General features: G+C 63.2%; 11 protein-coding genes. 9 read left to right on the top strand and 2 right to left on the bottom strand.

Translation table 11 applies throughout. The features are described from left to right. The first annotated feature begins 143 nt into the window (after window positions 1–143). Genes H3H39_RS11795 through H3H39_RS11785 form a run of 3 tightly spaced genes read left to right on the top strand, consistent with a single transcriptional unit; the run spans window position 144 to window position 3,426 of the window. The gene (locus tag H3H39_RS11795; RefSeq protein ID WP_182153786.1) at window positions 144–1,424 is read left to right on the top strand and encodes an efflux RND transporter periplasmic adaptor subunit; all 1,281 of its coding nucleotides are present in this window, start codon (window positions 144–146) and stop codon (window positions 1,422–1,424) included. A gap of 14 nt (window positions 1,425–1,438) precedes the next feature. Next, window positions 1,439–2,218 (top strand): ABC transporter ATP-binding protein, encoded by a 780-nt coding sequence (locus tag H3H39_RS11790; RefSeq protein ID WP_182153785.1) that lies wholly within the window; start codon window positions 1,439–1,441, stop codon window positions 2,216–2,218. Next, a complete protein-coding gene (locus tag H3H39_RS11785; RefSeq protein WP_182153576.1) occupies window positions 2,218–3,426 on the top strand; it encodes an ABC transporter permease in 1,209 nt (402 codons plus the stop codon). The genes H3H39_RS11790 and H3H39_RS11785 overlap by 1 nt, the downstream gene beginning before the upstream one ends. A 19-nt stretch (window positions 3,427–3,445) precedes the next feature. On the opposite strand, the gene H3H39_RS11780 is transcribed toward H3H39_RS11785, so the two are convergent. Next, complete coding sequence (locus H3H39_RS11780; RefSeq protein WP_182153575.1) at window positions 3,446–4,687, bottom strand: MgtC/SapB family protein; 1,242 nt, start codon at window positions 4,685–4,687, stop codon at window positions 3,446–3,448. A gap of 247 nt (window positions 4,688–4,934) precedes the next feature. Here H3H39_RS11780 and H3H39_RS11775 point away from each other — a divergent pair, with 247 nt between their 5' ends. The 6 genes from H3H39_RS11775 (at window position 4,935) to H3H39_RS11750 (ending at window position 11,283) form a co-directional block, all read left to right on the top strand. Further along, the gene (locus H3H39_RS11775) at window positions 4,935–6,455 is read left to right on the top strand and encodes an SLC13 family permease (protein ID WP_182153574.1); all 1,521 of its coding nucleotides are present in this window, start codon (window positions 4,935–4,937) and stop codon (window positions 6,453–6,455) included. 29 nt (window positions 6,456–6,484) lie between these two features. Further along, window positions 6,485–8,884, top strand: a complete 2,400-nt coding sequence (locus tag H3H39_RS11770; RefSeq protein WP_182153573.1) for a hypothetical protein — start codon at window positions 6,485–6,487, stop codon at window positions 8,882–8,884. A gap of 213 nt (window positions 8,885–9,097) precedes the next feature. Continuing rightward, window positions 9,098–9,574 carry a DUF4188 domain-containing protein gene (locus H3H39_RS11765; protein ID WP_182153572.1) on the top strand — a complete coding sequence of 159 codons (477 nt, stop codon included), beginning with the start codon at window positions 9,098–9,100 and terminating at the stop codon, window positions 9,572–9,574. 142 nt (window positions 9,575–9,716) lie between these two features. After that, window positions 9,717–9,947 carry a DUF3658 domain-containing protein gene (locus H3H39_RS28510; protein WP_182153571.1) on the top strand — a complete coding sequence of 77 codons (231 nt, stop codon included), beginning with the start codon at window positions 9,717–9,719 and terminating at the stop codon, window positions 9,945–9,947. 70 nt (window positions 9,948–10,017) lie between these two features. Then, window positions 10,018–10,434: a DUF4279 domain-containing protein gene (locus H3H39_RS11755; protein WP_255462567.1), complete on the top strand. Its 417-nt coding sequence runs from the start codon at window positions 10,018–10,020 to the stop codon at window positions 10,432–10,434. A gap of 480 nt (window positions 10,435–10,914) precedes the next feature. Continuing rightward, window positions 10,915–11,283, top strand: a complete 369-nt coding sequence (locus H3H39_RS11750) for a hypothetical protein (RefSeq protein WP_182153569.1) — start codon at window positions 10,915–10,917, stop codon at window positions 11,281–11,283. A gap of 78 nt (window positions 11,284–11,361) precedes the next feature. Here the strand turns inward: H3H39_RS11750 and tnpC are convergent, their stop codons facing one another. Further along, window positions 11,362–12,924, bottom strand: a complete 1,563-nt coding sequence (tnpC, locus tag H3H39_RS11745; protein ID WP_182153568.1) for an IS66 family transposase — start codon at window positions 12,922–12,924, stop codon at window positions 11,362–11,364. Window positions 12,925–12,944: the final 20 nt, after the last annotated feature.

The following is a 12,944-nucleotide window of genomic DNA, read 5'->3' as shown; positions in this document are numbered from 1 at the left end:
ATCTCGCTGAATCAAACGTAGTGCCCGCCGGCGAAGCGGCCGCCGAAGGCTCGGCCGCCGCCGCCGCTGCGACCACGGCCACCACTGCCGCGAGTGCCGGTAGGGCCGACGCGGCCGATGTCGCCGCCGGCGGCAAGGGCGGCATGCCCGCCACGCAGACCATGTCCGACCCGTTCGGGAATGCGGAAGGCGGGCAGCGCTGGCGCCAGGTGCTGTTTTGGACGTTGGCTGGCCTGCTGCTGTTGGCGACGGCCGGAGGCGTCTATATGTGGCGCGGCCACCGCACGGCGGGGCAAGCGGGCGCGTACGTGACCACGCCGGTCAAGCGGGGTAACCTGGTGCTGAGCGTCACGGCCAACGGCACGCTGCAACCGACGCGCGCCGTCAACATCGGCAGCGAGTTGTCGGGCACCGTGGCCCGCGTGCTGGTCGATATCAACGACCAGGTGCGCAAGGGACAGGTGCTGGTGGAGCTGGACACGGCCAAGCTCAATGACCAGATCGTGCGTTCGCGCGCCGCGCTGGCGGCCGCCCGCGCCGCCGTGGCGGTGGCGGTGGCCACCCAGTCCGAGGCCAAGACCGCGCTGGCACGGCTGGAGGAAGTGGCGCGTCTGTCGGACGGCAAGGTGCCCTCGCGGGCGGAGATGGATACCGGCCGCGCCACCTTGGCGCGCGCCGAGGCCAATGTGCTCAACGCCCGGGCGGCCGTGGACAGCGCCCAGGCAGCCCTGTCGACCGACATGACCAACCTGGCGCGCGCCTCGATCCGCGCGCCCATCGATGGCGTGGTGCTGAGCCGCAGCGTCGACCCTGGCAACGCCGTGGCCGCCTCGCTGCAGGCCGTCACGCTGTTCCAGCTGGCCGAGGACCTGCGCCACCTGCGTCTGCTGGTCAACGTCGACGAGGCGGATGTGGGCGCCGTGCGGCTGGGCCAGACGGCCATGTTCACCGTCAGCGCCTACGCCAATCGGCCATACCCGGCCACCATCACGCGGGTGGCCTACGGTTCCACCATCACGGAAAACGTGGTCACCTACGTCGCTTATCTGGACGTCGATAATGCCGACCTGACGTTACGCCCCGGCATGACGGCCACGGCAACCATCCGCGCGGCCCAGCGCGAGCGCGTGCTGCTGATCCCGAACAGCGCGTTGCGCTTCGCGCCCCGCGAGGCGGGCAAGGCGGCATCGGCGGGCATCGTGGCGTCGCTGATGCCGCGCCTGCCCACACGGGCGCCGCGCCAGGCTGGTGTGGCGGCGGGAACCGCGCAGAGTCAGCGCCAGATATGGGTGCTGCGCGGCGATGCGCCGCAGGCCGTGACGGTGCAGCTGGGGATCAGCGATGGCCGCAACACGGAAGTGAGCGGCGATGCGATCCAGGAAGGCATGCAGGTCATCACGGACCAGCGCGCCGCCGCGCAATGAACGCTCCGCGCGACATGGGCGGCGCAGGCCAAGGCACTGCCGCAGCGGCAGCGGCAGTTGCAGGCGCAGCCGCGGCGCCCCTGATCCGGCTGCGCGAGGTGTCCAAGCGTTACGGCAGCGGTGCCACGGCGCTGATGGCGCTGGACCGGGTCAGCCTGGACATCGGCCAGGGCGAGTTCGTCGCCATCATGGGTCCCAGCGGCTCCGGCAAGTCCACCGCCATGAATATCCTGGGCGCGCTCGACACGCCGACCAGCGGCCACTACCTGTTCCGCGAGGTGGACGTGGGCGCCACCACGCGCGACCAGCGCGCGCGGCTGCGGCGCAGTTCCATCGGTTTCGTATTTCAGGGTTTCAACCTGCTGGCCCGCACCTCGGCCCAGGAGAATGTCGAACTGCCGCTGTTGTACCGGGGCGAGAACGCCAACGTGCGCCACGCGCTGGCCGCCCGCGCGCTGGCCGCCGTCGGCCTGGCTGGGTGGGAAGGCCACACGCCGGCCGAACTGTCGGGCGGCCAGCAGCAGCGCGTGGCCATCGCGCGCGCCATCGTCACCCAACCGGCCTTGCTGCTGGCCGACGAACCGACCGGTAACCTGGACAGCCAGCGTAGCCGGGAGATCATGGAACTGCTGGCCGCCCTGAACCGCGAGCAGGGCATTACCGTCGTCATGGTCACGCACGAGCCGGACATGGCCTTGTACGCGCACCGCATCGTGCGCTTCCTGGACGGCCGGATAGACAGCGACCAAGTCAACACCGAGCCCGTGGGCATGGCGCTGCGGGAGGCTGGCTGATGCTGCTCAACACCCTGCTGCTGGCGCTGCGCTCGATCCGCCGCAACCTGCTGCGCTCCTTCCTGACCATGCTGGGCATCGTGATCGGCGTGGGCGCCGTGATCACCATGGTCACGCTGGGCAACGGCGCGACCCAGGCCGTGCATGACCAGATCGCGAGCCTGGGCAGCAACCTGCTGATGGTGCGGCCGGGCCAGCGCATGGGGCCGGGCGGTGGCGGCGCGGGCGCGCCCGCGTTCAAGGAGGCTGACGCGGAAGCCATCGCAGCCCAGATTGGCGGCATCCGCGCCGTGGCGGCCGAATCGCGCAGCGGCCAGACCATCATCGCCAATGGCCGCAATTGGTCCAGCAGCGTGATCGGCGGCAGTGCCGACTGGCTGACGGCCGCTAACTGGACACTGGCTTCGGGCCGGCCGTTCGACGACGCTGAACAGCGCGCCGGCGCCGCCGTGTGCGCCGTGGGCGCGACCGTCGCGCGCGAGCTGCTGGGCCAGCGCGATCCTTTGGGCGAGCAATTGCGCATCAAGCAGTTCTCGTGCGTGATCGTGGCCGTGCTGGCGTCCAAGGGGCAGGGCGCGATGGGCAACGACCAGGACGACCTGGTACTGCTGCCGCTGCACACCTTGCAGCGCCGCGTGACGGGCAACCAGCGCGTGGGCACGCTGCTCATTTCGATGGACGAGGGCAGCGACAGCATGGCGCTGCAGGCGCGCCTGACCCAGTTGCTGCGCGAACGGCGCAAGCTGAGTGTGACGGACGAGGACAACTTCAACATCCTCGACACCCGCCAACTGGCCGACACCATGTCCGGCGCCACCCGCGTGATGACGACGCTGCTGGGTGCCGTGGCGGCCGTGAGCCTGCTGGTGGGCGGCATCGGCATCATGAACATCATGCTGGTGAGCGTGACGGAGCGCACCCGCGAGATCGGCCTGCGGCTGGCCATTGGCGCGCTGGAGCGGGAAGTACTGCTGCAATTCTTGATCGAGGCCATGGTGCTGGCCGCGCTGGGCGGCCTGACGGGCGTAGTGCTGGCGGCCGGCGCCACCGCGCTGGCGGCCAAGGCGATGCAACTGCCTTACCTGTTCAATCCCGGCATCAACCTGCTGTCGTTCCTGTTCTCGGCCGGCATCGGCGTGGTGTTCGGCTATGTGCCGGCGCGGCGCGCGGCCCGGCTCGATCCGATCGAAGCCTTGCGCCACGAGTAGCGGGCCGCCGCTTCAGTGCTCAGTGCCCCGATAGCAGGTAGGGCAACCACATGGCCAGCAGCATCAGCAGCAGGCCCGGCGCCACGGCCAGGAAAAAGCGCTGGCCGCCGCTGGCCGCCGCCAGCAGTTTGCTGACGCTGTTGGCCGACACGGCCAGCAGGAAGGTCAACACCAGTTCCGGTGGCTGCACGGCGCCGCTGGCGGCCAGCGACAGGATGGAACTGGCGGCCGCATGCACGTCGGCCAGCGCGGCCAGCATGGCGCCCGCCTTGGCGGCGGTAGGGCCGAGGTAGGCGTTGGCATAGGAGACGATGCCGGTCGCGCCGCTCAGCAAGGCGGCGAAGATCAGCGCCTGGCGGATCGAGAAGGCGCGGCCGATGCGCTGGCCGCGCCGCATCGCCCCATCGGCGGCCTTGCGCATACGCCAGGCGGAGAGCAGCAGGGTGGCCAGCAAGGCGCTGCCCAGGTTGGGTGCCAGGTGCCATACATGGTCGGGCGCGATGGTCAGCGTGACCACCAGCAGCAGAATATAGGTGGCCAGGTTGGACAGGATGGCGGCGCTGGCCGTCACGCCCAGCAGCGCCGGTTCCTTGCGATAGCGCTGCGCCATGGTGGCGATGGTGGCCGTGCTCGATACGAATCCCGAGGCCAGCCCTGTCAGCGCCAGTCCCATGCGCGGGCCGGCCATGCGCAGCGCGATGTGGGCCGCGCCCTGCATCGACATGATGACCAGCACCAGCCCCCACATGCGGCGCGGATTTGCGCCCAGCAGCCACGGGTTTTCCTTATCAGGCAGCAGCGGCCACACGATCAGGGCGGCGCCGGCCAGGATCAAGGCGTCGCGCAGTTCGCCGCTCTTGAGCGTGACGCGCACGAAATGGTGCAGCGGCCCGCGCAGGTTGAGCAGCGAAGCCACGATGACGGCCGCGCCGGCGGAAATGGCCGGATTGCCGATCGCATTCACCCCCAGCAGGAAAGCCAGGAACAGCGCCAGTTCAGAGGTCACGCCGGGATCTTCCGAGCGGTCGCGCCAGTGCGAGATGATGCTCAGGGCCAGTACCAGCGCGGCCGCCGCCAGCACCAGGCTGGCCGACAGCGTTTGCGCCAGCCCGCCCGTGAACGACACCAGAGCGAAACTGCGCACTCCGACGAACGCCCGGGTCGGCCCGCTCCCCTTGCTGCGCTCGCGCTCGACCCCAATCAACAGGCCGCAGCCAAGTGCGACGCCGAGTCCGGTCAAGGTGGTAGCTTCAAAGATCATGGACGAATTCTGCCAGCCATTGCAGGCCGCGGCAATGGGGCAATCGGCGTCAACCTATTCACCGGCACGCCGGGAAGCCGCACCAATTCCACCTGGATCGCTGTCATATAGCCCCGGAAGCATTGCTGGAATATACATATCAATATGATTTTATATACGTGTCCTCGCTGCTTCGTCGCTGCTACGCTTGTAGCCTATCGATACATGGGGGAAAAATGGCGACAAATTTCAGTACACGGGGGCGCGCATGAGCAGCGAACTCTCGCATCCGCGGCCGCTCTGGGCGTCCACGTTCCAATGGCGCGTTCTGCTGCGGCCGGCCACTGACCGCGTACCGGCCAGGGCCTTGACCGGTTTTGTCGGCGCCTGGCTGGCGCTGTTTTTGATTCATGTTCTGATGCCCGTTCCGGCCGGCTTGACGGTAGCGGGCAAAGCCACGCTGGCGGTCATGGCTTGGGCCGCCGTCATCTGGATTTTCGAGGCGCTACCTGTGGCCGTCTCGGGCCTGCTGATCCCGGCGCTGCTGGTGCTGACCAAGGCCGTCACGCCGATGGCCAAGGCGGCCAGTGGCTACACCAATCCGGTGGTCTTCCTCTGCCTGGTCGCCTTCCTGTTCTCCGCCATCATGCAATGCGCCGGACTGGACCGGCGAATCGCGCTCGGCCTGCTCGACAAGGTCAAGGCCAAGACCGTCAACGGCGTGATCTGGACCATGTTCGGCATCAATCTGGTCCTGTCCTTTGTGGTGCCGGCAGCCAATGCGCGCGCCGCCACCTTGCTGCCGGTGATCAATGGACTGACCAGGCTATTCGGCGATACCGAACAGGAGCGCAATGCCAAGAAGGCGATAGTGATCCAGTCGCTGGTGTATGGCTCGATGATCAGCGGCATGTGCATCCTGACCGCGCATCTGCCTAACCTGGTCATTACCGGCTTGTTCAGCAGCGAGCTGCACATCCGCATTTCCTACCTCGACTGGTTCAAGCTGCAATGGCCATATCTGGGCATGTTCGTGCTGACCCAATGGTGGGTGCAATACTATTTCCGCACCCGTCACGCCGCCATCCCGGGCGGGCTGGAAACGATCCGGGAAGAACAACGCAAGCTGCCCCAGGCTGGCAAACAGGATTGGGCCATCCTGCTGGTCTTCGGCCTGGTGGCGCTGCTGTGGGCCAGCGAACAGTGGCATAAGATCTCCACCGAAAATATCGCCTTGCTGGGACTGGCGCTGGTCTTTACACCCGGCCTGGTGCAGATCAAATGGAAGGACATCCAGGACCGGACCATATGGGGCACGGTGTTCCTGCTGGCCGGCGCGCTGTCGATTTCGTCGGCAATCAGCAGCACCGGACTGGCGCAATGGCTGGCGGACCAGATCCACACCATCGCACAGGGACACTCGTGGTGGGGCATCCTGCTGATCGTCATGGTCGGCACCCATGTGATCCGTCTCGGCATGTTGTCCAACGTGGCGGCCGTCACCATGCTGGCGCCTATCCTGCTGGCCTTGGCGCCCAAGCTCGGCTTGCATCCGGTCGCCTTCACCATGCTGGTGGCCGATACCGACAGCTTCGCGTATTTGCTGCCGACGCAGATTACCGCCGCCGTGATCGCTTACAGCAGCGGCACCTTCAGCACCAGCGACTACGCCAAGGTTGGCATCGTATCAGTGCTGATCGCGATTGCCTACGGCATCCTGGTGATGGCCCCGTGGTATGCCTTCCTCGGCATTCCCCTGTGGGACCCCACCGCCCCCTGGCCGCTTTAATTCCCCTGCATTTTCACGGAGCCTATGACATGAGCAAGCAAGAAACCGCGGCAGCGGAACATTACGGCGTGCTGCGCCAAAAACTGGGCCCGCATCATGCCCCCGAAGGTTTGTATGTGCGGAATAAGAATTTGCCGTTCGTCGGATCGGTGCATTGCAACGTCGCGCGTCTGGAGAGCGGCAGCTGGAATGAAATCGTGCTCGACTACGAAGTGGGCGCGGCCGGCCTGGCCGACGGCGGCTGGTTCAAGGCCACTTTCAAATTCTATTCCGACTGGGCGCTGTTCCAGAACAGCGATCCGACCGCGGCCAACTATATCAGCGCCGAATATCAAGCCGGCCCTCTGCTGCCCGGGCAGAGCCCGGCCACCGTGCAATCGCTGAGCATCCGCTTCGATCAGAAAGGGCATGAGCGGCCGTTTCAGAAAGCGCTGATCGTCGATGTGGTCGACGGTTACCTGAACGCGGGCGACCATATAATCATTCGCTTGGGCGACCGGCGTGGCGGCGGTCCCGGCACTCGGGTGCAGACTTTCGTGGAAGATAAATTCCGCTTTCGCTGCTATGTCGATCCGCTGGGCACCTCGCGCTTTGTCGCGGTGCCAGGCGATATCGTGATCGACATCGGCGCCGGCGCGCCGGCCCGTCTGCTGGTGAACGGTCCGCGCTTCGCGCATCCGGGGCAGCCGATACCGTTCCGCATTTCCGTGCTGGACCGCTGGGGCAACGCCTGCAAGGACAGCGGCGGCACGCTGCGCCTGCGCGCGTTTGCCGGCGAGCGCCAGGTGTATGAACGCGACCATGCGCTGCCGGAGACTGGCTGGTCCAGCATCGGCATCGACGATTTGCCAAGCGACTTCCCACAACTGCGGCTGGTGGCGGAATTGCCCGGCCAGCGCGATGTCCCGCAGACCGAAGCTCTCGTCACGATAGACGCCGCCTTGCCCGCGCCGCGCGCGTTCTATGCGGATCTGCACGTGCATGCCAGCGATACGGTCGGCACCAACAGCCCGGCCTACAACGCCGCCTATGCGCGCGACATCGGCGGCATCGACGTACTGGGCTACACCGCCAACGACTTCCAGATCACGGACGAAAACTGGCAACTGGGCGTGCGCACCGTGGAGGAATTCAACCAGCCCGGACGCTTCGTCTGCTATCCGGTGCAGGAATGGTGCGGCAGTTCGACCGCCGGCGGCGATCATAACGTGGTGTTCCTGGACGACGCGCCGCCGGACTTCCCCTACAACCAACAGGGCGAACACAACCGGACCCTGGTCTGGAACGAAGACATGAAGGGTAGTGCGGTCCAGCTGGGACGCTGGCCGGTCGAGGAATTATGGGCCGCCTATGTCGACGATGCCGAACACCGCCTGATCATGCCCCACGTGGGAGGTCGCCGCTACATCCCCGATTGGCACCATCCCGAGCTGGAGCGGCTGGTGGAAATCGCGTCGAGCTGGGGGCATTTCGGCTGGCTGTATCAGGATGTCATCGGCCGCGGCTATCAGCTCGGCGTGGCGGCCAGCGGCGACGAGCATCGCGGCCGCCCCGGCGGCGGCCCGCCGGGCACCCAGGTGTTCGGCGTACACGGCGGCTTGACGGGCGTGATCGCCGACCGCCTGGACCGCGCCACCATCGGCCGTGCCTTGCGCGCTCGCCACACGTGGGCAACCACGGGGGAACACACGGCGCTGCTGGTCCGCAGCGGAAAATACCTGCAAGGCGACGTGGTTCCGCAGCACGGGCCGGCCACGCTCGATTACCGCTTTCTCGGCCAGGCCGGCTGGGAAGAAATTGCCGCGTATGATCATAACGGCTTGATATGGCAGCGCAATTTGCATGAGGAAGCCGGCTATTCCGAACGCCTGATCCGCTTGCGCTGGGGCGGCGCCCGGATCCCGGACCGCTATCGTTGGGCGGTCTGGCAAGGACGCATCACGATCCTCAACGGCACCATCAATCGTTTCCAGTCGCACGGCTTCGAACATGGCGAAGAAGTTTGCCGGAGGGACGGGCCGACCGATCTCGTCTTTCGCAGCGACACCTATGGCGACGCCGACAGCGTCGAGATCGATGTCAGCAACCTGCGCCACTGCACGATCAAGGTGGAAGGCAGCATCGGCAGCTACGTCAAGGTGGGCGATCCGCTCAAGCCCAATCCATTTGTACACAGGCCGCAATTTAGCTGGGAAATCAGTGGCGCGGAATTGCTGGCTACGGGCGGTCTGAAACTCGATCTTGGCGGCACTGAATTATTTCTGGCTCTGGAGCGTCTGACTGAAAAACCGCTGCCGAACGACCTCGGAGGATCGATAGAAATCGCGCCGGAAAATGCCGCCTTCGGGCACCGGCCGGTCTACTTCTATGGCCGCCAGCGCGACGACAGCAAGGTCTGGTCCTCGGCGATCTTTTTTAAATTCGAGTGAAGCCGGGTATGGATGAGCAAGCTTCCGCGCTGCCCTGCCGCCGTCGCCCTCAGTCGGCAAGTAACACTTTGCGCCGGTTTAGACGCTTACGGAGATGGAAGCTGAACGTCATGTGAGAATGCGTGATTTTTCCATTTTGGCAAGATGGTATGCTATCTGTCGTTGGTTCAAGTTCGGCCAGGAGGATCATTAAACTCGTTAGTAAGGGGCAGCATGATTCACCGTGAACGGCTCACCGCAACAATCGACGGCGATTTTGTCGTTTTCCTCATCGGCATGCGTCTTAATCAGCCATGGAAGGTGCACAAGTGGTGGCCAGTTGCCGCTGCGATGCCACGCATGATTAGCGAGTTGCGACGCCAGCCCGAATTGGGCTTGCTGCATGCGGAGATGTGGTTTTCAAGGACGCTTATCATGGTTCAGTACTGGCGCTCGATGGACCAATTGATGGCCTATGCCACTAGCAAGGAGGCGGCCCATCTGCCGGCGTGGAAGGCGTTCAATCAATCCGTCGGTACTGATGGAACAGTCGGCATCTGGCACGAAACCTTCGCCGTAGCTGCCGGGGCCTACGAGAGTGTATATGTCAACATGCCTGCCTTTGGGTTGGGTCGTGCCGGTAGTCTGGAAGCGGCGACTGGGCGCAAGCATTCCGCGGCGAACCGGCTCGGGCGTAGCCCAATAGCCTGAGTAGCGCAGCAAGAAGCGTCTGATAAAGGGCGACTTCAGCCGTGTCGTGACAAACCGTGAACTTTGCATGTAAGCAACATGCTATTCTGACTATCTTTGGCCGTGTTCGGCCAATAACGGCCGTTTAAACTGGCTGAATACTATGGAAAATTCGCGAATCGATACCCTTATACTTGCTGCGGTCGATGGCAATTGGTCAAAAGTGGCACGTGTCATAGGCATCATTGCGGATGTGGAGAAGGTAGATGTTTCAAGGATCGATGAGATGGGATTGGTGGTACAAGCTCGTCTAGAGGTCCTAATTCAGACTGGAATCTTAGAAGTGCAAGGGAACATTCAAAAATGGCGTCACAGTGAAGTGCGCCGAACCTAGGAATGCCTTGGTGGTTGCCGTTAGCGGCCATTACCAGTCGGTCGCTCACACAAATTAAAGCTAGGCGAATATGGCGACAATAAGCAGATGCCAAGCGGCGCTTCGTATATTTGGCGACGAACTCGTGCCTGAGGAACTAAGTCGCTTGTTCGGCCACTACTATACGAAGGGGTGGATTAAGGGCTATAAATACTCGACCTCATCTGGCGCAGTCGTTGTGAAAAAAACTGGCGCATGGATACTGGAAGCGGAACCTTCAGAAACTGGCGACTTTGATGGTCAAATTTCTCAGCTATTAAGTCACACCAACGTGAGCCTGGACGTATGGGCTTCGTTTGCAAGAAAATTTGAGATGGACATTTTCTGTGGCTGGCTCATGCACGAATCAAACGAAGGCATCGTAATATTGCCGCAGACCTTGCTCATGCTGGGTGAGCGCAACATCGCTCTCTCGGTGGATATTTATGCACCGTTAGATGACGAGTGACGCGGTCCCAAGGCCCCCTTCGGGGCTTCGCCTGCCTGGCGTAACAATACGTGTATTTTTCATCTGAGCAAGCTGCTATCCTGAGGGCCATCGGCCGAGTTCGGCCAATTGTGGACTTTCGAGCATAATGAAACTCATTAGAATATTGATTCTGGTCGCGCTTCTCCTTCTCGTTCCTCTCGTCGTATGGCCGACCAGCGAGTACCAGTTTGCATATTTTTCTGGACTGTTCGGCTCAGTCGCAGGCTTGTTGGTAGTAGTGGATTCGTATCGCACCCAAGACAATGTTTCAACACGTGGCGGAATCGTTTACAGGAATAAGAATCCAATTAATTATTTACTGTCGCATGTCGCTTTGGTTTTTTTCCTCATTATATTAATTTTTATTTTCGCACTTGGTTCGATTGGGCTGTTACGCTAGCGGCTACCGGCCAATACCTGACTGTTGCGTATAGTAAAAAGACAAAGACTTGAGTCCAGATGCCAAAAATTCCAAGCTTCAATATATTAATGTCAAAGGTTCGAGTCCATTTTCTCCTGATAGTTGCAACGCTGTTGCTATTGGCCGCCCCAATCAGCGTGGTGCAGGCCGATGAAGACCCATTGATGGTGACGGCAATTTGCCATGATGCCAAGTCCAGATTAACTGCAATAAAGCTCTTCGAGTATTCTGACAAGTACTTTGCCAAGTTCAAGAAAGTAAAGCCGCTAAGGGACCAGATATCGGTTGGTAGAATGTATGAGGATGGCCCAGACGCCGAATTTCACGACGCTACCTTTGATACGTTTCAGGCCAACTTCATTCTCGAACCAAACGGAGATAGAAACCTGCTCACGCTATCAACGTAAGCGTCCGCTGAGCGCCGTCTTGAGTGCTGTAGAAAATTAATCGATGATGGCATCACCCCGCTGGGAAGCGGCGTCATCTCAAAGGGCTGCTGGCAGGTTGCAGTTCCAAGGCAAGAAATCATCAACCCGGTTCACGGGATGATCGGCGATATGCGTCAGCACGTGCCGCAACCAGGCTTCGGGGTCGACACCGTTCAGCTTGGCCGTGCCGATCAACGAATAGATCGCGGCGGCGCGTTCGCCACCACTGTCGGCGCCGGCGAAGAGGTAGTTGCGGCGGCCGATGGCGACACCACGCAAGGCGCGCTCGGCAGCCGAGTTATCGATCTCGATGGCGCCGTCGTCGCAGTAGCGCAGCAGTGCCGGCCAGAGTTTGAGCGCGTACAGGATCGCCGCCGCCGTGTCGGACTTGCGGGACAACGTATCGAGCGCGCTACGCAACCAACGCTCCAGGTCATCGAGCAGCGGGCGCGAGCGGGCTCGTCGAACTTCTCTTCGTTCGTAGGGAGGTTTGCCCCGGATCTCGGCCTCAATCACATAAAGTTCGGCGATGCGGCGCAGCGCCTCGGTGGTCAGCGGGGTTGGTCGCGCCGCGTGCAGGTCGTGGAATTTGCGTCGCGCGTGTGCCCAGCAGGCCGCTTCGCGGATCGTGCCGTCTTCGAACAAGGCGTTGAAGCCGGCGTAGGCATCGGCTTGCAGCACGCCCGCGAACTTGGCCAGGTGCGTTTGCGGATGGATACCCTTGCGGTCCGGTGTGTAGGCAAACCAGACGGCTGGCGGCGTGGTGTCGCCAGCTGGCCGGTCATTGCGCACGTAGGTCCATAAACGCGCCGTCTTAGTTTTGCCGTTGCCGGGCGCCAGCACCGGAATCGGGGTGTCGTCGGCATGCAGCTTCGACGCCGCCAGCGCATGGCGTTGGATGGCATCGACCAGCGGCCGTAACAACGCGCTGGCCGCGCCGACCCAGCTCGCCAGCAGCGCGCGATCGAGGTCGACACCTTCGCGGGCGTAGATGACGGACTGGCGGTACAGCGGCAGATGATCGGCGAACTTCGCCACCAGAATGTGCGCCAGCAGACCGGGGCCGGCGATACCGCGCTCGATTGGCCGACTCGGCGCCGGCGCCTGGACGATGGCGTCGCAGCAAGAGCACGCCAGCTTGGGGCGGACATGGCGGATCACGCGGAAGCTGGCCGGCACGAACTCCAGTTGCTCCGCCACGTCCTCGCCCAGCGGCCGCAGGCCGCCACCACAGGCCGGACAAGTATCGGCGTTCGGCGCATACACCTTCTCGTCACGCGGCAGATGCTCGGGCAATGGCCTGCGCACCGATTTCTTACGTGGCGCCTGGTCAGCGGCCGGCATCTCGCGCGCCGCCTCGGCCTCGTCGGCCTGCAGGTCTTCCAGTTGCAGCTCGAGCTGCTCGATTTGATGGTCCAGCTTTTCCGACTTGCGGCCGAACTGCATGCGCCGCAATTTGGCGATCTGCAGCTTGAGGTGCTCGATCTCGACGGCGCGCGTGTTCAGTTGTTCGGCCATGCCGGCCAATTGCTCGTCACGCTCTTGCAGCCGGCGCTCGCTGGCTAACAGCAATGCCTTCAAGGCGTCGATATCGTTGGGCAGGTCGGCTGGGCTGAGCATGCGTCAAGTTTACGCGAGCC

The organism is Rugamonas apoptosis (genome assembly GCF_014042355.1).
Classification (GTDB): domain Bacteria; phylum Pseudomonadota; class Gammaproteobacteria; order Burkholderiales; family Burkholderiaceae_D; genus Rugamonas; species Rugamonas apoptosis.
Note: the sequence above shows the minus strand (reverse complement) of the source record. Positions and strands in the feature narration are given on the sequence as shown.

Excerpts from the sequence above, each read along its gene's own strand:
- H3H39_RS11795 (WP_182153786.1), top strand. The coding sequence starts at position 144 with ATGCCCGCCACGCAGACCATGTCCGACCCGTTCGGGAATGCGGAAGGC.
- H3H39_RS11790 (WP_182153785.1), top strand. The coding sequence starts at position 1,439 with ATGGGCGGCGCAGGCCAAGGCACTGCCGCAGCGGCAGCGGCAGTTGCA.
- H3H39_RS11785 (WP_182153576.1), top strand. The coding sequence starts at position 2,218 with ATGCTGCTCAACACCCTGCTGCTGGCGCTGCGCTCGATCCGCCGCAAC.
- H3H39_RS11780 (WP_182153575.1), bottom strand. The coding sequence starts at position 4,687 with ATGATCTTTGAAGCTACCACCTTGACCGGACTCGGCGTCGCACTTGGC.
- H3H39_RS11775 (WP_182153574.1), top strand. The coding sequence starts at position 4,935 with ATGAGCAGCGAACTCTCGCATCCGCGGCCGCTCTGGGCGTCCACGTTC.
- H3H39_RS11770 (WP_182153573.1), top strand. The coding sequence starts at position 6,485 with ATGAGCAAGCAAGAAACCGCGGCAGCGGAACATTACGGCGTGCTGCGC.
- H3H39_RS11765 (WP_182153572.1), top strand. The coding sequence starts at position 9,098 with ATGATTCACCGTGAACGGCTCACCGCAACAATCGACGGCGATTTTGTC.
- H3H39_RS28510 (WP_182153571.1), top strand. The coding sequence starts at position 9,717 with ATGGAAAATTCGCGAATCGATACCCTTATACTTGCTGCGGTCGATGGC.
- H3H39_RS11755 (WP_255462567.1), top strand. The coding sequence starts at position 10,018 with ATGGCGACAATAAGCAGATGCCAAGCGGCGCTTCGTATATTTGGCGAC.
- H3H39_RS11750 (WP_182153569.1), top strand. The coding sequence starts at position 10,915 with ATGCCAAAAATTCCAAGCTTCAATATATTAATGTCAAAGGTTCGAGTC.
- tnpC (WP_182153568.1), bottom strand. The coding sequence starts at position 12,924 with ATGCTCAGCCCAGCCGACCTGCCCAACGATATCGACGCCTTGAAGGCA.